At 48.2% G+C, this 22552-nt stretch carries 13 protein-coding genes, 1 pseudogene and 1 riboswitch; of the genes and pseudogenes, 11 read left to right on the top strand and 3 right to left on the bottom strand.

Going from position 1 to position 22552, the window contains the following annotated elements; genetic code table 11:
- Positions 1 to 25: 25 nt before the first annotated feature.
- The 9 genes and pseudogenes from Q365_RS0109765 (at position 26) to Q365_RS0109805 (ending at position 12927) form a co-directional block, all read left to right on the top strand.
- A complete protein-coding gene (locus Q365_RS0109765) occupies positions 26 to 1099 on the top strand; it encodes a glycosyltransferase (RefSeq protein ID WP_028023178.1) in 1074 nt (357 codons plus the stop codon).
- Positions 1083 to 2336 (top strand): O-antigen ligase family protein, encoded by a 1254-nt coding sequence (locus Q365_RS0109770; RefSeq protein ID WP_028023179.1) that lies wholly within the window; start codon positions 1083 to 1085, stop codon positions 2334 to 2336. The genes Q365_RS0109765 and Q365_RS0109770 overlap by 17 nt, the downstream gene beginning before the upstream one ends.
- Positions 2336 to 3148 (top strand): putative capsular polysaccharide synthesis family protein, encoded by an 813-nt coding sequence (locus tag Q365_RS0109775; protein WP_028023180.1) that lies wholly within the window; start codon positions 2336 to 2338, stop codon positions 3146 to 3148. The genes Q365_RS0109770 and Q365_RS0109775 overlap by 1 nt, the downstream gene beginning before the upstream one ends.
- A pseudogene (locus tag Q365_RS25570) lies at positions 3148 to 4208 on the top strand (glycosyltransferase family 4 protein). Before Q365_RS0109775 ends, Q365_RS25570 begins: the two are co-directional and overlap by 1 nt.
- 3 nt (positions 4209 to 4211) lie before the next feature.
- On the top strand, positions 4212 to 5933 hold the full coding sequence (locus Q365_RS0109785; RefSeq protein WP_028023181.1) for an SLC13 family permease: 1722 nt from the start codon (positions 4212 to 4214) through the stop codon (positions 5931 to 5933).
- Positions 5934 to 5943: 10 nt separating this feature from the next.
- The gene (locus Q365_RS0109790; protein WP_028023182.1) at positions 5944 to 7257 is read left to right on the top strand and encodes a flippase; all 1314 of its coding nucleotides are present in this window, start codon (positions 5944 to 5946) and stop codon (positions 7255 to 7257) included.
- A gap of 115 nt (positions 7258 to 7372) precedes the next feature.
- Positions 7373 to 8239, top strand: a complete 867-nt coding sequence (gene galU, locus Q365_RS0109795) for a UTP--glucose-1-phosphate uridylyltransferase GalU (RefSeq protein WP_028023183.1) — start codon at positions 7373 to 7375, stop codon at positions 8237 to 8239.
- 158 nt (positions 8240 to 8397) lie between these two features.
- Positions 8398 to 11220, top strand: coding sequence for an excinuclease ABC subunit UvrA (uvrA, locus tag Q365_RS0109800; protein ID WP_028023184.1), 2823 nt, complete (start codon positions 8398 to 8400; stop codon positions 11218 to 11220).
- Between the two features lie 48 nt (positions 11221 to 11268).
- A complete protein-coding gene (locus Q365_RS0109805) occupies positions 11269 to 12927 on the top strand; it encodes a Wzy polymerase domain-containing protein (RefSeq protein WP_245621531.1) in 1659 nt (552 codons plus the stop codon).
- A gap of 105 nt (positions 12928 to 13032) precedes the next feature.
- Here Q365_RS0109805 and Q365_RS0109810 read toward each other — a convergent pair whose 3' ends face one another.
- A complete protein-coding gene (locus tag Q365_RS0109810; RefSeq protein ID WP_028023186.1) occupies positions 13033 to 14151 on the bottom strand; it encodes a pyridoxal-phosphate-dependent aminotransferase family protein in 1119 nt (372 codons plus the stop codon).
- Between the two features lie 216 nt (positions 14152 to 14367).
- Positions 14368 to 14543, top strand: a riboswitch (Lysine riboswitch).
- A gap of 107 nt (positions 14544 to 14650) precedes the next feature.
- Between Q365_RS0109810 and lysC the strand changes: the two genes are divergently transcribed.
- Positions 14651 to 16000, top strand: coding sequence for a lysine-sensitive aspartokinase 3 (lysC, locus tag Q365_RS0109815; RefSeq protein ID WP_028023187.1), 1350 nt, complete (start codon positions 14651 to 14653; stop codon positions 15998 to 16000).
- A gap of 108 nt (positions 16001 to 16108) precedes the next feature.
- Here lysC and metH read toward each other — a convergent pair whose 3' ends face one another.
- Positions 16109 to 19783 (bottom strand): methionine synthase, encoded by a 3675-nt coding sequence (gene metH, locus Q365_RS0109820; RefSeq protein WP_028023188.1) that lies wholly within the window; start codon positions 19781 to 19783, stop codon positions 16109 to 16111.
- Between the two features lie 190 nt (positions 19784 to 19973).
- On the opposite strand from metH, the gene Q365_RS0109825 reads away from it, so the two are divergent.
- A complete protein-coding gene (locus Q365_RS0109825; protein ID WP_028023189.1) occupies positions 19974 to 21308 on the top strand; it encodes a cation:proton antiporter in 1335 nt (444 codons plus the stop codon).
- Positions 21309 to 21393: 85 nt separating this feature from the next.
- Here the strand turns inward: Q365_RS0109825 and metA are convergent, their stop codons facing one another.
- Positions 21394 to 22347, bottom strand: coding sequence for a homoserine O-acetyltransferase MetA (gene metA, locus Q365_RS0109830; RefSeq protein ID WP_028023190.1), 954 nt, complete (start codon positions 22345 to 22347; stop codon positions 21394 to 21396).
- Between the last annotated feature and the right edge of the window lie 205 nt (positions 22348 to 22552).

The following is a 22552-nucleotide window of genomic DNA, read 5'->3' on the forward strand; positions in this document are numbered from 1 at the left end:
TGCTGACAGGGAGAGTGATGCACAGATGACCGTCAAGATTTTACATATTATCAATGACTTGTCATTGAACGGTGGCGCGCAGCGGTTTTTAATTGATTTGGTTTCGCCGCCACCAGCGGGCTATGAAATCAAGATCATCACGTTGGAAGATACCAACGAATTTCGTGACACGCTTGATGCACAAGGTGTCACCTATTACGCCTGGAATACATTGTCACTGAAGGCAAAATGGAAGCTTTTGCGCTGGCCTGATGTGGTTCACGGGCATTTGTTCCCATCGATTTATCTCGCGTTAGCGGCCTTTGGTAAGAAACGCGTTCAAACCGAACACAACAGCCACAATCGTCGCCGTGATCATATTTGGATGAAACCGTTTGAGTATCTCCTTTATTGGCGATACCACACCACGGTCTGCATTACCCAACAGGTACAAGAAGAGCTGGAGGCTTTTATTCCTCAGTGGAAAAGCCATTATCAAGTGGTCTTCAATGGTGTCGATTTAAGTAAATTTTCATTAACAGCAAAACAGCTTCCTGCGGCGGATGCCCCCATTCGGATCGGTATGGTCGGTCGCCTACACCCCTACAAAGATCAGCCAACCTTAATCCGTGCATTAGCGCTTTTGCCACAGAGATACGAACTGCATTTCGCCGGTGACGGTGATCGACGAGAAGAGTACCAATCACTCGCGACGTCATTAGGTATTGAAGACCGTGTGTTCTTTCATGGGATTCGTTCAGATATTCCTGACTTTCTCGATGGGTTAGATTTTTACGTGCAAAGTTCAATCATCGAAGGGTTTGGACTCGCCGCGGTTGAAGCCATGGCAGCAGGGCTGCCCGTGCTAGCCTCTCGCGTGCCTGGCATCCGTGAGGTGATGGATTGCGAAGCCAACATGTTTGACGTTGGCGACAGCGAAACCTTGGCATCCATGATTGCTAACGTGTGTGGCGATGCAGCCACATACCAAGCGTCAACACAGCGTTCGATTGAACGCTGCCAACTCTTCACCTTGTCGGCATTTCGCGAACAGTACTATGACGTTTACCAAACGTTGGTTGATGGAAAACAGAGGTTAGCGAATGGTAAAGCCTCTTGAGAACTTGGCGGCAGCTGCCGTCATCCTGTTCTTTGTCCCAATGAAACTTAGCGTATCAGGCATAGATATTTATCTTGCTGATTTGTTGGGTATTGCCTCATTGGGGTTTATCGGGCTTACCGCTATTCGTGGACAACTGTTGCATTCAACCATCAAGGCATCAGGTTTCGTCTTGTTGTTTGTGGTTTACATCGTGCTCGCGGGCATCATTAGTCATGTCCCCCCAACGTTCGTCATTATTGAGGTCATTCAATGGCTATCGATTATGGCGTTTTTGGGTGTCCTTCACCAAAGTGGGCTGCTGGCATCGCCTCGCTTTCTTTCTACCGTCGCGCTCTACGCGTTGGCAGGTGCTGTATACACCGCCATATGGCACTTCATCGTCTTTCCCGACCTCGGGAATTTCAAAAAGCTCGGTAACACCAAGTACTTGTTCGGTTTTTCTTGCCTACTGCTGTATTTGATGCGTGACCATATCCGCTTTAGCTACATTTTCCTCGCGCTATCTCTGGTATTACTGGTGATGTCTGACGAGCGCAAAGCCTTCCTTGGTGTCTCTTTAATGATCGCTTGTGATTATGCTTTTTGTCGTCGTTCTCATGACCTCCGAACGCAGCAAACTGTTAATGCTTTTGGCTTTATGCTGTTTTTTGGTGTCGTCATTGCATTTATCTCCACATGGTCACTGCTTGGACTTTCGACCATATTGAATCATCTCGAGTTTACCCAGTTAGATATTTACTATGCCGACCAACAGCAAGCTCGCTGGGATTCCGAATTATGGCGCAAACTCCTACTCGCAAATGGTTTTGACCTCTTCCTAGAGAACCCAATTCTTGGGGTCGGACCTAAAATGCTGCCCGAACACATTATTGATTACTTTCAAAATCAAGAACTCGCTATCTACACCCATAACTTCGCACTCGATGTCGCGATCGAATATGGCTTGGTAGGTCTCACTATTTTGTTTGGCGGTTTCTTATTGGGTATGTATCGCCTATTTCAACAACGCTACCAAAACCCTATCTCGTTTTTAATGGCCGTCTATATTCTTGCCATGGTGCTGTTTGTGGCGATCAACAGCACGATCATGTTGATGTTCCTGCTCCCCTTTTTCGTCAACACGCGGGTTATCAACCAGCCGACACCAGTGACAACATCGGAAAACAATCGGTACTTACAACAGGCAACGCAAAAAACACCGCTTTCAGACGCCGCTATTCATAAGGAAAAGTAATGAAGTTCAGTATCGCGCGCCAACGTGCCTTCGACCAAACCCTGCGCGAAAAGGATTTCGTTCTGGTTTACCAAATGGGCAAAGTCGGCTCATCATCCATTGAGGCATCACTGGAACATGCTGGCATTCCCAGTTGGCACATCCACACATTTGATGACAATGAAGAGTTTCAAATGTACCGCAACACCAAAGATGTCGCGTGTTTCTTTGATTGGCCTGTCCATACCGCCTATAAGCTGACATTGTCTCATCGTCTTCGTGTACTCAAAAAACGCGACCGACTCAAAATCATCACATTAGTCCGAGATCCCGTCGCAACCGTGGTGTCGCGTTTTTTCCAAGATTTACATATCCAATTCATCGAAGGGAAAAAGAACGAATCTATTCATGGTGACATGGACACGACGCTCAAACACCTGACCCATGCATTTGAAAACCAGATGCGTTTGACTTATTTCACGGAATGGTTCGACCGCGAACTCAAACGCCAATTTGGCATTGATGTTTTCCCGCATATTACTGACCCCACGCCGACTCACTGGCATATCAATCAAGGTGGCTGTGATGTGTTACTGCTTAAATGCGAAGCCATCAACCAATCTGCTGAGGTTCTGGGTGAGTTTTTAAATCAATCCAACTTCTCACTGCAATCAAGCAATGAAGCCTCAAATAAGTGGTACTCCGCGCTGTATCAGCGCTTCAAAGAAACCTATCCGTTCGAGCGCTTGTTTGGCCTTTATGACGCCCCCATCTACAAGGCCATTTACAGCGAAGAAGAAATCTCACGCTTTAAACGTAAATGGAGCACGTAATGAAAACGGTTCTGCATATTACCGAAGCGTTTGGCGGAGGCATTCAAACTGCGCTTTGCAGCTATGCCCGCACGTCGAAAAATGATCCTGTTAAGCACATATTGCTTGCTCGGCTTCGCCCAAAAGATGATACAGGCACCGCCATTCAGTCTCTGTTTTCCGAGGTGAAAACCGTTGAAGGTGGATTGTTTACGTTTTATCTAGCCGCTCGCGACGCCGTCAAAGAATTTCAACCTGATGTGATTCACTTGCATTCAAGCTATGCGGGTTTTCTTGGCCGTTTTGTGCCGAAAGGTCACGCTCAGATGGTTTACACGCCTCATTGCTACTCCTTTGAGCGCCAAGACATTTCCCCCTTGATGCAGCGGGCTTACAAACGCTTGGAGTCTTTGGCGCTGTCTCGCATTGATGTCATCGCTGGCTGCAGTGTCAGAGAGTGTGAACTTGCTCTGAGGTTGGCGCGTCACGTGCCATACATCTCAATAACTATGCGAATCTCAGTGAAGGTTCAAGTGGTAGCGATGTGGCCAACCCACAAAACTCGCCACCAAAACAACGTCCACCGTTCCAATTGGTGGTGGTTGGACGCGTATCGGCACAAAAAGATCCTCAGTTTTTATTAGACACAATAAAGAATTTGCAGGCGTTTCCAGAGCATGAACAAATCGCTATTACCTGGCTAGGCGGGGGCGATTCAGACAGTGAAGAAGCATTAAAACAAGCAGGCGTTAAGGTCACGGGCATGATCCCCCACACACAGCTTATGCAAACATTAGAAAACGCCGATCTTTACTTACACACCGCCGCGTGGGAAGGCATGCCTCTGACTCTGTTGGAAGCTTCACGCATGCAAGTTCCCATGATTCTGCGCATTATTGGCGCCACAGATGGCTTGCTCTTTCCTTATTTGGCAGCAACGCCGCAAAGCATGGCTGCACACATTGTCAAATTCTGCCGAGAGCCTGATAACCCAAATTACCAAGCCGCGTTGAATGACATCAATCGCGACTTCAGCGAAGAAAATCAACGCGAGGCTTTGCTTTCCATCTATGGCGTTTAGCAAATGAGTTGGCTGGTAGCATTCCTGATTTTGGCACTGCTGGTGGCATTGCTGTTTACCAGTCTTCGCCCTGCGTTGGTGTTTGGCGGCGTATTTACAGCATTGTTAATCGCCGACATTGTTCCTGCTACCCAGCTATTCAATAATTTCACTAATCCCGCTCTGATTACCTTGGTGCTACTCATACTTGTTTCTGTGGTATTAGAGCGCACGCTATTAATCAGTGTGTTGGGGCAATGGTGCACACGAGGCAGTTTACGGCGGGTCGCGCTGCAATCGACTATCTCGGCCGGCTTATTGTCTGCGGTGATTAACAACACAGCGGTCGTCTCTACCTTGATGAGGAGCATGACACAAAGCTCGCACTCAGGTAGCAAACTGCTTATTCCGTTGTCTTATGCCGCCATTTTGGGTGGCACCATGACGCTGATTGGCACGTCAACCAACTTGCTCGTCAATGGCTTTACACTGAATGCGGGTCTTTCGGGGATCAATTTCTTTGATTTCACGTTAGTGGGCGCGCCCCTCTTTCTGTTAGGGATCATCGTGATCGTTTTCGTGTCGCTCCCCCTTTTGCCCAACCGCAATGCCAAAACGAAAGGGGACACACACCAGTATCTATTGGAATCTCGCCTCGATGCTGATTCTTCCATGATTAATCAAAGTGTCGAAGCCAGCGGTCTTAGGCACCTAGAACGCCTATTTCTCGTGGAGATTATTCGAGGGGATCGAGTGATTTCACCCGTGTCGCCCAGTGAACTTCTGCAGGCCAATGATGTGCTGGTCTTTTCTGGCGATCTCGATGCGACTCCTTTGCTCACTCGATTCAACGGACTAACACTCAATACTCAGGGGGAAAAATTGCCCTCTGACAATTTGGTCGATGTTGTCGTGACGCCTAATGCGATGGTCTCAGGGAGAACCATCAAATCGCTCAATTTTCGAGTGCAATTCGGTGCGGCAGTCGTGGCAGTAAAGCGCGGTAACCACCAGCTTCGTGGCGGTTTAGGGCAAGTTCGTTTGCAGGGTGGTGATCTACTCGTCCTTGCTGTCGGTGACGATTTTTATCGTCGAGATAACCTCGCACAGAACTTTGTCTTAGTCGGGGAACGTGAACATGGCACCTTTCTAAGCCCTCAGCAATCCATGTGCTTTTTGCTCGGTGCTATCGTCGTTTTGGTGGCAAGTTTTACCGACATACTGCCGTTGCATAAAGGGCTGATATTACTCCTTGCTGCCGCAATAGGTTTCAAACTGATATCGGTCCATGATCTTCGCCGTCGCTTTCCCTTTGAATTAGTATTGGTGGTTGGCTCGGCACTTGGTCTCGCACAAGCCATCAGTCAAACAGGACTCGCCGATAGCCTTGCATCCACCTTGGTGATATTGAGCCAGAATGGCGGCCCATTTGGTGCGCTGGTCATTTTATATCTCGCCACATGGCTCATGACCGAACTCATTACTAACAATGCAGCAGCAGCGATAGCCTTCCCCATTGGGCTGGCCATTGCTGCGCAATACAACGTTGACCCAATGCCTTTTATCATGACCGTTGCGTTTGCAGCGAGCGCCAGCTTCTTATCTCCATTTGGCTATCAAACCAACCTGATGGTTTACACGGCTGGGCGCTACCAAACGAGAGATTATCTGAAAGCGGGAGCACCACTTTCAGTTATCTACGGGCTTGGTGTTATCACTCTTGTTCCACTTGCATTTCCTTGGTGAGGTTCGAGTCATGCTTTCCGCCCTCCTAAATCGCTATCAATCACTGGCTCCCGAACGCCGGCAATTTTTCGTTCATGCCGCTTTAGCCGCTTTGTTTCGTGTCTTTGCGGCGGGCGCTGCATTTTTACTGAGTGTCGTTGCAGCGCGAGTACTTGGCGCAGAACAGTCTGGACTCTTCTTTTTAGGTTTAAGCCTCGCCATTTTGCTCGGAACACTCTGCTTGCTCGGCATGGACAACGCCATGCTTCGCTTTATCGGGCAATCGCATGTTAGTGGTGACAGCGAGACAACCAATCAGGTTTTCACCAATGCCTATGTCGCCGTTTTGCCCACGTCAGTGCTGACAGCCATCATCGTGCACCTCTGTGCGCCTTGGCTGGCTGATTCTGTATTCAACAAACCCGACGCAACGATCACCCTGCAATACTTCGCGGCTGCCATCCCATTTATTAGTCTGTTTTTCTTAAACGGGTATGCCCTGCAGGCAACCAGAAATGTTATTGCATCGGTTTGTTCTATGCAGCTCGGCGTCACCGTGTTGGCGATGCCCGCACTGCTGTATCTTCCGTATTATCAAGACATACCTCTGTCCAGCAGCGCAGCCATTCTTTACGTCATCGCCTCGGCTGTTGTCGTTATTACCGGGCTTTGGATGTGGTTCAAGGTATCTACTCGAGAGGTGAACTTCCGCAATCTGCGCATGCCCTCGCTTTGGCAAGCCGCGCCAAACCTCTGGCTCATCTCAGCAACAGGGCAAGCCATCCCTTGGGCGTCAGTCGTCATCGTAGGTTATTTTGCTTCGAGCGAAGAGGTGGCATTTTTCTCTGCCGCGCAACGAACATCGATGTTAATCAGTTTTATGCTCATGGTCGTAAACTTCGTCGCAGCACCGCGTTTTTCAGCGCTGTATAATGCAGGGAAATTTGACCAGCTAAAAAGACTCGCGCAGCTATCAACACGTATGATGATTGCATTTTCATTTCCTGTGTTGGCGCTCGTATTGATTTGGCCTGATGCCATCATGTCTTTGTTTGGATCTGAGTTTTCACAGTCAGGGCAATTGCTTGTTGTTCTCGCCATCGGCCAGACTATCAATGTTATGACAGGTTCGGTTGGCTTTTTGCTAACCATGTGTGGCTATGAGAAAGACATGAGAAACGTCACCATCTTTGCCGGTATATTCACCGTGACATTATTGATGGTATTGACGTCTTTATGGGGAATACTCGGTGCAGCGGTAGCAGTCAGTGTTGGTGTCAGTACGCAAAATTTGCTGGCACTGAGTAAAGTAAAACAGCGACTTGGTTTTTGGCCTATCGGCTAAGTAACCCTAAATCCCAAGAATGTAACAAATCACCACGGGTTAGTGGTAACATTCCACTACTCACGAAAATAATATGACTTACAGTTAGTTGGACGTAAAAAATTAAGGATATCTGATGATTAAGAAGTGCCTTTTTCCGGCGGCGGGTTACGGAACTCGTTTTTTGCCTGCCACCAAATCAATGCCTAAAGAGATGATGCCTATCGTCAACAAGCCTTTGATTGAATACGGTGTAGATGAAGCTATTGAAGCTGGAATCAATGGTATGTGCATTGTCACAGGCCGAGGAAAGCATAGCCTGATGGATCATTTCGACAAAAACTACGAACTTGAACATCAAATCAAAGGCACCAACAAAGAAGCGCTTCTCGAAGATATCCGTGCCACCATCGATGCGGCATCTTTCACCTATATCCGCCAAAAAGAAATGCGTGGTTTGGGCCATGCGATCCTGACAGGTCGTGATCTTGTTGGTGATGAAGCCTTTGCCGTTGTCCTAGCTGATGACTTATGTGTTAACCAAGACGAAGGTGTATTGTCTCAAATGGTGGCACTGTATAAACAGTTTCGCTGTTCTATCGTGGCCGTTGAAGAAGTGCCAGATGATGAGACACACAAATACGGTGTTATTTCAGGACAAGAGATCAAAGATGACTTGTTCCGCGTAGATAACATGGTTGAGAAGCCAGAACCAGGCACGGCACCAAGCAACCTTGCTATTATTGGTCGCTACATCCTGACGCCAGATATTTTCGATATTCTTGAAAAAACAGAGCCAGGTAAGAATGGCGAAATCCAAATTACCGATGCATTGCTCCAGCAGGCGCAAAGCGGATGTGTTCTTGCTTACAAATTCAAAGGCGAGCGTTTTGACTGCGGCAGCGTAGAAGGGTTTATTGAAGCAACGAACTACTGCTACCAAAACATCTACCTAGAATCTGACGCACCGAAGCAACCGCAGAAAACCGTGAAATTTAAGTGATCGTCTCTCACTTGCTTCACGTTTAATAACGTCACTGTAGAATCAAATAAAGCTGTATATTCATACAGCTTTCTTCTTTTTCATTGTTCGATATTGTGGGATACTTTCTTTCATCCGTTTTTCGTCAGAATCAATTCTGACTCGCAGGCAAGGTAGACATGGATACAATTGACGTCAGAGGGGCTCGCACCCATAACCTGAAAAACATTAACCTAACCATTCCTCGTGACAAGATGATTGTCATCACAGGGCTTTCTGGTTCAGGAAAATCCTCTCTCGCATTTGACACCTTGTACGCAGAAGGCCAACGTCGTTATGTTGAGTCACTGTCTGCCTATGCGCGCCAGTTCTTGTCACTGATGGAAAAACCAGATGTTGACCACATTGATGGTCTCTCCCCTGCGATTTCTATCGAGCAAAAGTCGACCTCACACAATCCACGCTCTACCGTGGGGACGATTACCGAAATCTACGACTACTTGCGACTCCTTTTTGCCCGCGTTGGCGACCCGCGCTGCCCAACTCACAATGTGACATTGGAAGCGCAGACCGTCAGCCAAATGGTCGATAAGGCGCTTGAGCTTGAAGAAGGCACCAAGCTCATGCTGCTTGCACCGATTGTGAAAGAGCGCAAGGGCGAACATGTCAAAACCTTAGAAAACCTCGTTGCGCATGGTTTTATCCGCGCACGCATCGACGGTGAAGTGTGCGATCTTTCCGATCCACCTACCCTTGAACTGCACAAGAAGCACACCATCGAAGTGGTTGTTGACCGCTTTAAAGTACGCGACGATTTGCAGCAACGCTTGGCTGAATCGTTCGAAACCGCACTGGAACTCACTGGTGGTACGGCTGTTGTCAGCCATATGGATGGCGACGGTGAAGACATGGTGTTTTCAGCCAACTTCGCTTGCCCACACTGCGGCTATAGCATGCAAGAGCTTGAGCCTCGCCTGTTCTCTTTCAACAACCCAGCAGGTGCCTGTCCAACCTGTGATGGCCTTGGTGTTCAGCAATATTTCGATGAAAATCGCGTCGTGCAAAACGAAGCAGTAAGCCTTGCTGGTGGCGCAATTCGAGGCTGGGATCGTCGAAATTTCTACTATTTCCAAATGCTGACATCGCTGGCAGAACATTACAAATTCGACATTGAAACGCCATGGCAAGACTTACCTGATGCTATTCGTGATGTCGTGCTCGATGGCTCTGGTAAAACCGATATTGCATTTAAATATGTCAATGACCGCGGCGACCTCACTGTACGCAAGCATCCATTCGAAGGCATTTTGAATAACCTTAACCGCCGTTATCGTGACACTGAATCCATGGCGGTGAGAGAAGAGCTTGCGAAATACATCGCTAACAAGCCTTGTTCAAGTTGTGGCGGATCTCGCCTTCGCGAAGAAGCGCGTCATGTGTTTATTGGCGATACCAACTTGCCTGCTGTGAGCGAAATGAGTATCCATGACGCCTTGACGTTTTTTGCGGATCTTTCACTGACGGGGCAACGTGCGCAGATAGCCGATAAGATCATGAAAGAGATCCACGACCGACTGCACTTTTTGGTCAATGTCGGCTTGAACTACCTCAACTTATCACGCAGCGCAGACACGCTCTCAGGTGGCGAAGCGCAGCGCATCCGCTTAGCAAGCCAAATTGGTGCAGGCTTAGTGGGTGTCATGTACGTGCTGGATGAACCGTCCATTGGTCTCCACCAGCGCGACAATGAACGTCTGTTGAGCACACTGAATCACCTCCGTAATCTTGGCAACACCGTGTTGGTTGTTGAGCATGATGAAGATGCGATTCGCGCCGCGGACCACATCATCGATATCGGCCCAGGTGCTGGTGTTCATGGTGGTTTTGTCGTAGCGGAAGGCACTTATGAAGACATTATTGCCAATGAGAACTCATTGACAGGTCAGTATCTCAGTGGGAAGAAGAAAATCGAGATCCCGACTCAACGCGTGCCTTATGACAAAAAACAGGTCGTGAAGCTAAAAGGGGCATCAGGCAATAACCTGAGAAACGTCAATCTAACACTTCCTGTTGGCCTGTTTACCTGCGTTACCGGCGTGTCTGGTTCAGGTAAATCCACACTGATTAATGACACCTTCTACAGGATTGCCCACCAGCGCTTAAACGGCGCAACCACGGGCGAACCCGCGCCATTTAAAGACATTGAAGGCATTGATCACTTCGACAAAGTCATCGACATTGACCAAAGCCCGATCGGTCGTACACCGAGATCTAACCCTGCGACTTACACCGGTATTTTCACGCCCATTCGTGAGCTATTTGCTGGCACACAAGAATCACGGGCTCGCGGCTATAAAGTCGGGCGATTTAGTTTCAATGTGAAAGGCGGTCGCTGTGAAGCCTGCCAAGGTGATGGTGTCATCAAAGTTGAAATGCACTTCCTGCCTGACGTTTACGTTCCTTGTGATGCATGTAAAGGTAAGCGTTATAACCGTGAAACTTTAGAGATCCGTTACAAAGGCAAAACCATCGATGAAGTTCTTGAGATGACGGTTGAAGATGCACGAGAGTACTTTGACGCCGTGCCAGCGATTGCCCGCAAACTGCAAACCTTGATGGATGTCGGCCTGTCTTATATCCGTCTTGGTCAAGCAGCCACGACATTATCTGGTGGTGAAGCTCAACGTGTTAAACTGGCAAGAGAGCTATCTAAACGCGATACGGGTAAGACGCTATATATTTTGGACGAGCCAACAACGGGTCTCCACTTCCATGATATCCAACAGCTGTTGAATGTTTTGCATCGACTGCGTGACCATGGCAATACTATCGTGGTCATTGAGCATAACTTGGATGTAATAAAAACCGCAGATTGGATTGTTGATTTAGGCCCAGAAGGCGGCAGTGGTGGCGGCATGATCATCGCAGAAGGCACACCGGAGCAAGTGGCGAAATCTACGGAATCGCATACGGCTCGTTTCTTGAAACCCTTACTCAGTTAAGCATGATGGTGACTCATCCATTGCAAATAACAGGTGCAAGATAAGTTAATGCCCACAACTCGATTCCAATTTCACTGGCCATCACTGGTGGCCAGAAAGCCCTTGGTGAAGCCAGTGCTGATCGCGATGGCCGCCCTGTTTCTATTCTGCCTTCCTTTGAATCAGATCCAGCTTGCGGTTTCTGGCATTCAGCATCCATCTATCGCCCTGACATTTTTGTTATCGATTGCCATCGTTTGTTTTGGGTTATGGGAAGTTGCACGGCAAAAACGGCTGAGTACAACGTCGCTGACTCGCTGGCTGTCAATTTGTGCTTTCATTTCGTTATTGCCAGTCTTTTACCTGCATGCCGATTTTAATGCTGCAATCTGGCACACACTAAGCGTCATCACCGCACTCCTTTTCTTTTGTACCTTGCAACAGTTCAGTTTTAACCACCTGCAACGCCAGTATTTACTTTGGCTTCCTTTGATATCAGGTTGGCTGCTCGCCCTATTGTTTTTTACGCCGTCGCTGATGAGTCACTTCGGCTGGCACGACGCCGCGCAGCAAACCGCAAGTTTTCATGACGATACCGCTAGCATTGTGCTCCTCACCTCGCTTGCATTGTCGGCCTACTTGCTCGCTAGAACTCGGGTATACAAACGCAACTTGGTGCCAGTGCACATTATCCTTCTGGCGACACCATTGGTGGTTCTTCCTACCCTAATGGCACTTGGTCAACCTTGGTTGGTGACGGCCGTACTGCTTATCATTGTTCTGACTCAACCATTCCTTTATCGCTTTAGTCGCAAACTTCATCATGGGTTGTGGAACTGCGCGTTGGCATTGGGGTTTTTGATTGCAGGCTATGCGGGATGGTTAAGTTCCGGTGCATTGTTTACGCCTCGCTATTCTGCACAAGAACTTAGCGCAATAGAGCAAATGCTAGCACTATTAAAAAGCGCACAATTTGAAGGTGTCGGGCTCGGCCAGCAAGTGAAATCACAGCTGCTTTTTGGCATAAGCACTTTGAATGTTCTGCCGGTACAACAATTTCCATCTAGCTGGTTAACCAAAGTACTCACTGAAGGAGGCCTTGCCCTTTTGGTTAGCTTTGGCCTGTTTATCACACTCGTGATTCGCCGTTTGATGGATGCGCCTTGGGGCACGCGCCTGATGCTCACCGCCATCATGCTGCCCTCATTAATTGGTATCACCTTGACACCATTTATCACGGTGAACCCGACCCTAGCCTTGCTATTGGTCGTATTGCTCTATTGGGTAGACAACCTTTCAACGCGATATGAGCGTACATCCATTCGTTCTGCCGTGCCCATTAAGCTGCTTTCCTCAGTGACTCTCCTTGTGGCATCAACCTTGGTACTGTCCTCGGTATACCTAGGAGGACAGGCGCTCCACACCTATCAAGTGAGCGACAAAAAACTGCGTCAATATCAAGCTCATCCTTGGTGGCATGACTTCTTTCGTGAAGAGGCAGGTAAGCGCGCATTTCTTCGCAGTGTTGAGCGCAGAGATAAACAAGCTCAAGAAGTATACCTGCACCAGCAAGTTCGCCGATTAACAAACATTCCTAGTGCGGAGGGTTACCAGTCATTGATTGAGCTCGCCATGCTGACAGGCAACAAAACAATGGCAATGCAGATTCAACAAGAGGCAAATGCGCTTTTCCCTCATCGTGTGTTTCAGCCAACGTTTAGCAAATAACCTTTGCTGACATGGTCAAATACGAGCATAAAAAAAAACGCCTCAACAGGCGTTTTTTTATAGCACCAAACTTATCTCGTTCGGCTGATGAGGCAAGCCAACAAACTAGCCCAACACATCCTTGAGTGCTTTCGCACACAACGCAATGTTCTCTTTTCTCGCGGTATACCCCATCAAGCCAATACGCCATGCTTTTCCAGCCAAAGCTCCTAGCCCTGCGCCAATTTCAAGATTGTATTCGTTCAATAAGCGACTGCGTACATTCGCATCGTCAATGCCATCAGGAATGGCCACCGCATTCAGCTGTGGAAGGCGATGAGGAGCCTCAACAAGAAACTCGATGCCCAAGGCTTCAAGCTCGAGTTTGAGCAATTCATGCATATCACGATGACGCTGCCATGCATTCTCTAGCCCTTCTTGTTGCAACATCAACAGTGACTCATGAAGCGCATACAAGCTGTTTACCGGTGCGGTGTGGTGGTAGCTTCGTTTCCCTTCTCCACTCCAGTAACCCAGCACCAAGCTCTGATCTAAAAACCAGCTCTGTACTTTCTGGTCACGCTTCTGCATTTTCTCAACAGCCTTGGGCGAAAACGTCACTGGCGACAAGCCCGGAACACATGACAAGCACTTCTGGCTGCCAGAATAGACCGCATCCAGTTGCCATTCATCCACCAACAAAGGGACGCCGCCTAAAGAGGTCACTGCATCAACAATGGTTAAGCAATCATGCTCTCTCGCTAAAGCCGATAAAGTCTTCGCATCGCTGAGCGCACCGGTGGAGGTTTCCGCATGCACAAATGCCAAGACTGACGCTTGAGGATTGTCACGCAATGCTTGTTCGACTTTGGCAGGATCAACGGGCTTGCCCCATTCATCATCTACCATGACTGCCGTTGCGCCACACCGTTCGACGTTTTCACGCATGCGATCGCCAAAGACACCGTTGCGGCAGACAATCACTGTATCGCCCGCTTCTATCAGATTCACAAAGCAGGCTTCCATACCCGCGCTGCCAGGGGCAGAAACCGCTATCGTAAAAGCATTTTCAGTTTGAAAGGCATATTGAAGTAACGCTTTGACCTCATCCATCATCCCCACAAACAAGGGATCAAGATGCCCAATAGTTGGCTGTGATAGGGCTTGTAGTACCCGCGGCGAAACGTCTGAAGGGCCTGGGCCCATCAAGGTTCGTTGTGGCGGAATAAATCTGGATATTGTCATTGTTAGTTCTCCATAAGCTTCCATTCGTAGACTTACCCTATCACTGGATCAGTGTTTGCCAAACCCCCAAGCACGCATTATTCCTACCTCGGTCATGCTCCAATTACTCGACAAGATCGAAAAGAGAGGCAAAAGCTCGCAATCTATAATTGACAAAGTCATTACAAAACATTATCAATAGAGAGCAAATTTTATACGTTGAGATCTTCATCGTGTAAACGCAGAAGAGGCGCGTCTATCAGGCAGTCTGTTTGCGGAGCCCCAGCTCCCATGCAAACCGATCAGGGGATAAGACGCCGAGATAACACCTAACCTTGGGGGTAGGGTTGTCGGTCTAGAAGGTTGAATCCTTCGGATTGTCATCTCTGATGAGATGGAGCGCTTCTGGAGAAATTACCTTTCTTCCATACCTGCCCTCTCGCTGCTTTTGCATTTTATATATTTTGTATTTCGTTATTTTTAGGATAACGCCATTCGCGATTGTGGGAGAGAAAAGGAAGTGAACGCATTAAATGTCGCAAAATTTGGCGGCACGAGTGTTGCTGATTACGCTGCTATGTCTAACAGCGCATCAGTGATCAAAAGGAATTCTGACACTCGATTGGTAGTCATTAGCGCCTGTTCAGGCGTCACTAATCTACTGGTTGAATTGGCAAATGGTGTTGCCGATGCGAAACGTCAACAAGAAGTGTTGGCAACGCTTGCTGATATTCATTTCAATATTTTGGCGCAATTACCTGAAAGTACAGTTGTGGCTCAAGCCGTCAATCACGTGCTTGATGAAGTGGCAACATTTGCGACTGCCGCAGCGAGTGCGCCTTCAGATCGCCTCACCGACAGCCTTGTTGCATGTGGCGAATTGATGTCGACCCATATTTTTGCCCACTTACTTAATGCGCAAGGCCTCGACGCCGAACGTGTCGACGTCCGACAAATCCTGAAAACGGACAATGTCTTTGGTAAAGCGACGCCTGATTTAATTGAAACCGCTTTTCACGCGCAAGGCATTCTTCGCCCATTGTGCGAATCAAAAATTGTGGTGACTCAGGGTTTCATTGGTGCAGATAACAATGGCAACACCACTACCTTAGGGCGTGGAGGTTCTGATTACAGTGCAGCTCTGCTCGCTGAAGCCGTGCAAGCAACATCATTAGAGATCTGGACAGATGTACCGGGGATCTACAGCACGGATCCTCGCATTGCGCCTGCAGCAAAGCCTATTGCAGAAATCAGCTTTAGTGAAGCGTCTGAGATGGCCAATTTCGGTGCTAAGATTTTGCACCCATCCACCCTTGTTCCTGCAATGCGCCACGATATCCCAGTGTTTGTTGGCTCGTCAAAAGCCCCAGACCAAGGCGGCACGTGGATCCGTCATACCGCCGAGCACTCTCCGCTATTTCGTGCACTGGCATTACGCTGCAACCAAACCATGGTGACGCTAACCAGTCTGAACATGTTTCACGCTTATGGCTTTTTGGCTGAAGTATTTAATATTCTTGCCAAGCACAAAGTGTCCGTTGACCTCATTACGACGTCGGAAGTCAGTGTTTCCCTAACCTTGGATCAAACCAATACTAAGGGCGGCGCACCCACGCTTCCTGAGGGAGCACAGAAAGAACTCGCCAAACTGTGCAAAGTCACCGTGGAACAAGATATGTGTTTAGTGGCGCTGATCGGCAACCACATGGGTGAATCTCGCGGTGCGGCAGCGAAGATCTTTGGATCATTAGAGGACTATAACCTTCGTATGATTTGCTATGGTGCAAGTAGCCACAACCTGTGCTTTTTGACCAGTACTAGCGATTCAAAAGACGTGGTGAAAGCCCTTCACAAAGAGTTATTTGAATAAGTCGGCTCGACCTCTGCCGCCGTGACTGGTGGCAGAAAAAGTAGCAGATACAGAAAAGGCGCTCAATGAGCGCCTTTTTATGTTTTCGAACAACTTAGGTCGCGAGCACTAGCCCAGATTTGGCCCTAGCCATTTCTCGGCTTCGATCAAATCCCATCCTTTGCGATCCGCATAGCTGTCTCGCTGATCTTCTTGGATCTGCGCAACGGCAAAGTAACGCGATTCAGGGTGTGAGAAATACCAGCCCGAAACCGCAGCCCCTGGCCACATTGCATAGCTTTCGGTCAGGATCATGCCAGTGTTCGCTTCTGCATCCAGCAAAGTCCAAATCTTGCCTTTTTCGGTATGCTCAGGGCACGCAGGGTAACCCGGTGCAGGGCGAATACCTTGATACTTTTCACGGATCAGATCTTCGTTTGCCAACGCTTCATCAGGTGCATAGCCCCAAATCTCTTTACGCACGGCTTCATGCATACATTCAGCAAACGCTTCCGCTAAACGGTCAGCGACCGCTTGAACCATAATCGCGTTGTAATCATCGCCTTTGGCTTTGAACTGCTCTGCAATGTCATATTCGCCAATACCGCCTGTCACCGCAAACGCACCGATCCAATCCGCCTTTCCACTCTCTTTCGGTGCAATGTAGTCCGACAGACAGTAGTTTGGCCCTTTCGGTTTCTTGGTTTGCTGACGTAAACCATTTAATACCGTGAAAACCTCAGTGCGAGATTCATCTGTGTAAACCTCAACATCATCGTCGACACTATTGGCTGGGAACAAGCCACAAACGCCGTTAGCTTTGATCATGCCTGTGCGCTCGATGTCATCCAGTATCGCATTAGCGTCATCAAACAATCGCTGCGCTTCTTCGCCCACCACTTCATGACGCAAAATCGTCGGGTATTTTCCGCTAAGCGACCACGTCATGAAAAATGGCGTCCAGTCGATGTATTTGCGAATTTTAGAGACGGGGAAATCGGTAAACACATGCACGCCGGGTTTGTTTGGCACTGGTGGCGTGTAGGCATTCCAATCAAGCGGTACTTTGTTTGCACGCGCTTCTTCAAGGGTGACAGGTGGCGTGCGTGGCTTCTTACGCGCATGTTGTTCACGCACTGTCACATACTCGGCCTTTGTGCGCTCAACAAACGCAGGACGATGTTCATCAGACAACAATGCAGAACACACACCAACCGCACGTGACGCATTTGAAACGTACACCACAGGCGCATGGTAGTTTTCTTCGATTTTAACCGCAGTATGCGCTTTTGAAGTGGTAGCCCCACCTATCAGCAGCGGCAAATCAAAACCACGACGCTCCATCTCTTTCGCGACATGTACCATCTCATCAAGCGATGGGGTGATAAGGCCACTCAAGCCAATGATGTCGACGTTTTCTTCTTTAGCGACCTGCAAGATTTTGTCGCAAGACACCATCACGCCGAGATCAATAATTTCATAGTTATTACACTGCAACACGACACCAACGATATTCTTACCAATGTCATGCACATCGCCTTTCACCGTAGCTAACAGAATCTTACCGTTGGTTTGTCCGGCTTGTTTTTCAGCGTCGATATACGGTTCAAGATAGGCAACCGCCTGCTTCATGACACGGGCGGATTTGACCACCTGTGGCAGGAACATTTTCCCTTCACCAAATAAATCACCCACGATGTTCATGCCTGCCATCAATGGGCCTTCAATCACTTCTAGTGGCTTGCTCGCTTTGGTACGGGCTTCTTCGGTATCTTCAACTATAAACTCAGTGATCCCTTTCACCAAGGCGTGCGCTAAACGCTTCTCAACATCCCAACTGCGCCATTCTTGCGCCGTGCGATCCTCTTTGACTTCGCCTGTGCCACGGTATTTGTCCGCAATATCAAGAAGACGTTCTGTACCATCATCGCGTCGGTTCAATACAACGTCTTCAACGGCCTCACGAAGTTCATCCGGCAGATCGTCATAAATCGCAAGCTGACCTGCGTTGACGATTCCCATGTCCATGCCGTTTTTAAAGCAGTAATAGAGGAAGACGGCGTGAATTGCTTCACGAACAGGGTTATTACCACGGAATGAGAACGACACATTCGACACACCGCCCGAGACCATGGCATGTGGCAATGTGCGCTTGATATCACCGACCGCTTCGATGAAGTCGACCGCGTAGTTGTTGTGCTCTTCAATACCCGTTGCCACCGCAAAGATGTTCGGGTCGAAGATGATGTCTTCGGGTGGGAAGCCCACCTCATTCACCAGAATGTTATAGGCTTCGGTACAAATTTCGGTTTTGCGTTCACGCGTATCGGCTTGGCCCACTTCATCGAACGCCATCACGATAACTGCTGCGCCGTAGCGACGAATTAACTTGGCTTGCTCAATGAATTTCTCGACACCTTCTTTCATGGAAATCGAGTTAACAATCGGTTTGCCCTGAACACACTTCAGGCCAGCCTCTAAGATTTCCCATTTTGATGAATCGACCATAATGGGAACTTTCGAGATTTCAGGCTCGGTCGCACACAAGTTCAGGAAGCGAACCATCGCAGCTTCCGCATCCAACATGCCTTCATCCATGTTGATATCGATGATCTGCGCACCGGCTTCTACTTGCTGACGCGCAACTTCCAAGGCTTCATCATAAAGCTCTTCTTTAATCAGACGCTTAAAGCGAGCTGAGCCCGTCACGTTTGTACGTTCACCAACGTTGATGAACAAGGTGTCGGGCGCGATCGTCAATGGCTCAAGACCAGATAAACGGCAGTATTTTGGTAAATCCGGCAATTGGCGGGGCTTCACATTGTGCGTGGCTTCTGCCATTTTGCGAATATGCTCTGGCGTCGTACCACAACAGCCACCCACTAAGTTTAAGAAACCACTTTGCGCCCATTCAGCGATGTGCTCGGCCATGTCTTCAGGGCTGAGGTCATATTCACCAAACGCATTCGGCAAACCCGCATTGGGGTGAGCAGAAACAGAGCACTCGGAAATTCGCGACAGCTCTTCAACATACTGACGTAATTCATCAGGCCCTAGTGCACAGTTAAGACCAAACGAGATAGGCTTAACGTGTCGTAGAGAGTTATAGAACGCTTCGGTGGTTTGACCGGAAAGCGTACGACCCGAGGCATCGGTGATCGTGCCTGAGATCATAACAGGCAGTTCAATGCCGTCTTGATCAAACACGGTTTCAATAGCGAAGGTACATGCCTTAGCATTCAAGGTATCAAAAATGGTTTCGACCAAGATGATGTCTGCTCCGCCCGCAATCAATGCGCGCGTCGATTCAGAATAAGCTTCAACCAATTGATCGAACGTTACATTTCGATAGCCAGGATCGTTCACATCCGGCGAGATAGAACAGGTGCGGTTCGTAGGGCCAAGAACGCCAGCAACAAAACGGGGTTTATCGGGATTTTTTGCCGTCCACTCATCGGCAACTTCGCGGGCAAGCCTTGCCGCTTCTAAGTTGATCTCAGCACTCAGCGATTCCATGTCATAGTCAGCCATGGCAATCGTGGTGGCATTAAAAGTGTTGGTCTCAAGGATGTCAGCACCTGCTTCCAGATACTCTGCATGAATTTGTTTAATGAGCGCTGGCTGTGTCAGGACTAAAAGGTCATTGTTGCCTTTTAGGTCAGAATGCCAATCAGAAAAACGCTCACCACGGTAATCAGACTCATCCAGTTTGTAGTCCTGGATCATGGTGCCCATACCACCATCAATAATGAGAATGCGCTCAGCCAACAGTTTTTTTAGTATGTCCTTACTACTCACAGCCACAAATTCCTTCTTAAATTGCTCGCTTGTTGCATAGTAACATAGCTTAATTGGAAATCTAGACGTCTATTCAGCACTCACTCTCGTCAGATCCCCGAAAACACTCGGATTTGTTGTAGTTTTCTTGCTCGCATAGATCTATATTTCGTTACAAATTTTGGGATCTCCTTTTTTCGCTAACATGGGGTCACCTATGACCGTCTATACAACACTGTGTTTTCTCGCAGCCGCTGCCATGGCTATTGCATTTATCAATAGTAAAATTGGCCAAATGCAAACAACCATCGCAATCACTGCTGGCGCTCTGATTCTCTCTCTCGGCATCGTCATTTCAGGTCAGAACAACTGGTTTGATTTGAAAGACTTGGCGGCAGAAACTCTTAACGAAGTACACTTCGATGACTTCTTGCTGAAAGGCGTTCTTGGATTTCTGCTGTTTGCAGGTGGTCTCGGGGTCAAACTACCCAATCTAAAAGATCAAAAGTGGGAAATCACTGTGCTTGCCCTGGGCGCAACCTTGGTTTCCACCTTCTTCATCGGCGGTGTAGCTTGGTTATTCTTCCAACTCATCGGCATTCCATTCGCTTTCATCTACTGCCTACTGTTCGGCTCATTGATCTCACCCACCGATCCAATTGCGGTATTGGCCATTGTTAAGAAGCTCAATGCCCCCAAACGCATCTCGACGCAAATTGAAGGCGAATCGCTGTTTAACGATGGTTTCGGTTTGGTCATATTCATGACCTTGTTTGGTGTCGCTTTTGGTACAGAAACGCCAACGGTCATGGGCGTGGTTGAGCTCTTCTTGCATGAAGCAATTGGTGGCATTGTTTACGGGTTCCTGCTTGGACTCTTGTTCCATTACCTGATCTCTAACACCGATGACCACTCTATGGAGTTATTGCTGACTCTAGGTATTCCAACTGCAGGTTATGTTTTCGCGGGCCTCATTGGTGTATCGGGTCCATTAGCCATGGTTGTCGCTGGTATCATGATCGGTAACTGGACGCGCTATATTGGTTTCTCCAAAGAAAGTGAAGACCACCTCGACCATTTCTGGGAACTGGTTGATGAGTTCTTAAATGGTGTGTTGTTCTTGTTGATTGGCTTGAGCATGTTGACCTTTAGCTTCCACAAAGAAGATTGGATCATCATGGCATTTGCTATACCTCTAGTGCTTGTCGCTCGATACTTGAGCGTTCGCCTTTGTTATGTCGGCTTTAACCGCTACCGCGACTACAACCCTTTCTCTGTGCGTATTTTGACATGGGGCGGTCTTCGTGGCGGCCTAGCTATTGCGATGGCGATGGCAGTACCGGCAGGCTATATGGTTGTGCCAGAAAAGAATATTGATGTACGCGAAATTATTCTGGTGATGACCTATGCGGTCGTCGTGTTCTCAATTCTTGTTCAGGGTTCTACAATCACAAAAATGATCGAGAAAGCGAAAGTCGCGGAAAGGGACATGGAAATCAACCCTCACGTTCAAACCAAGAATGAATCCTCGGTAGAGAAGAGCGTCGAATAAAACGATATATCGGTATATATAGAAAAGCCCCGAAATGAAAAAAAGCCTGCTTCTAGCAGGCTTTTTACCATCTGAAATTTGCGACTTAGGCATCTTCGTCTTTCGTAAATGCTTCTTCTGAGAAGTGATCCAAATCGAATGGCGTTTGCTGGTAAACACAGTAATTCAGCCAATTGGAAAACAACATATAGCCATGACTGCGCCAGCTCACATATGGGTCTTTTGAAGGGTCATCATCAGGATAGTAGTTCACTGGAATAGGCGGCTCCATGCCTTCCCCAACATCGCGAACATATTCGTTGTGCAAAGTCAGCGGATCATACTCTGGGTGGCCAGTGACAAAGACATTACGCTTGTCCTTGGTCGCCGCCAGATAAGTTCCTGCTGTCGAAGAGGTTGCCAAAATATCAAGATCGGTATGCTCAGCAAGAAAGTCTGGAGAGAAATCGGCGTAACGAGAGTGCGGCGCTAAGAAGGCATCATCAAACCCTCGAAGGATTGGGTTATGACCGTGCTCTTTATTAGTGTTATGCCAATACACGCCAGAAAGTTTCTCTTTACGGGTTTTCTTCGGCAAGTCATACAGTAACTTCAATCCAGCTTGAGCGGCCCAACAGACATACAGGGTTGAGGTAACGTGATCTTTTGCCCACGTCATTATGTCTTGCAGGTGATCCCAGTAAATCACGTCTTCAAATTGAACCAGACCCAGCGGTGCGCCTGTGACGATTAACCCATCGAAGTTACGCTCTCTTATCATCTGAAATTGACGATAAAAGGTATCAAGGTGTTCAGTTGGCGTGTTTTTGCTAGGCCTGTCATCAATGCGTAAAAGCTCTACGTCTATTTGAAGCGGACTGTTGGACAACAAGCGCATGAACTGCGTTTCGGTCTCAATCTTCTTCGGCATGAGATTGAGTAACAGAACTTTAAGAGGACGAATGCTTTGGCTAGCAGCGCGAGTTTCAGGCATCACAAAGATGTTTTCCTGACGCAATGTACTTGCCGCGGGTAGCTGATCAGGAATTTTAATAGGCATCTTAAAGCACTCCCTTCTTAAGATGTATAGACGTCTAGAATTCCAATAACCCTATAACATCCGTTTCATCTCTTCAAGACTATTTATGAGAATAGATTTTGGCGTGCACATACGAAAAAACCCGCAGCGTTTCCGCTACGGGTTTGAAGAGGTATCTGGCAGTGACCTACTCTCACATGGGGAGACCCCACACTACCATCGGCGC

Source organism: Enterovibrio calviensis DSM 14347, assembly GCF_000621165.1.
Classification (GTDB): domain Bacteria; phylum Pseudomonadota; class Gammaproteobacteria; order Enterobacterales; family Vibrionaceae; genus Enterovibrio; species Enterovibrio calviensis.

Excerpts from the sequence above, each read along its gene's own strand:
- Q365_RS0109765 (WP_028023178.1), top strand. The coding sequence starts at position 26 with ATGACCGTCAAGATTTTACATATTATCAATGACTTGTCATTGAACGGT.
- Q365_RS0109770 (WP_028023179.1), top strand. The coding sequence starts at position 1,083 with ATGGTAAAGCCTCTTGAGAACTTGGCGGCAGCTGCCGTCATCCTGTTC.
- Q365_RS0109775 (WP_028023180.1), top strand. The coding sequence starts at position 2,336 with ATGAAGTTCAGTATCGCGCGCCAACGTGCCTTCGACCAAACCCTGCGC.
- Q365_RS0109785 (WP_028023181.1), top strand. The coding sequence starts at position 4,212 with ATGAGTTGGCTGGTAGCATTCCTGATTTTGGCACTGCTGGTGGCATTG.
- Q365_RS0109790 (WP_028023182.1), top strand. The coding sequence starts at position 5,944 with ATGCTTTCCGCCCTCCTAAATCGCTATCAATCACTGGCTCCCGAACGC.
- galU (WP_028023183.1), top strand. The coding sequence starts at position 7,373 with ATGATTAAGAAGTGCCTTTTTCCGGCGGCGGGTTACGGAACTCGTTTT.
- uvrA (WP_028023184.1), top strand. The coding sequence starts at position 8,398 with ATGGATACAATTGACGTCAGAGGGGCTCGCACCCATAACCTGAAAAAC.
- Q365_RS0109805 (WP_245621531.1), top strand. The coding sequence starts at position 11,269 with ATGCCCACAACTCGATTCCAATTTCACTGGCCATCACTGGTGGCCAGA.
- Q365_RS0109810 (WP_028023186.1), bottom strand. The coding sequence starts at position 14,151 with ATGACAATATCCAGATTTATTCCGCCACAACGAACCTTGATGGGCCCA.
- Q365_RS0109825 (WP_028023189.1), top strand. The coding sequence starts at position 19,974 with ATGACCGTCTATACAACACTGTGTTTTCTCGCAGCCGCTGCCATGGCT.
- metA (WP_028023190.1), bottom strand. The coding sequence starts at position 22,347 with ATGCCTATTAAAATTCCTGATCAGCTACCCGCGGCAAGTACATTGCGT.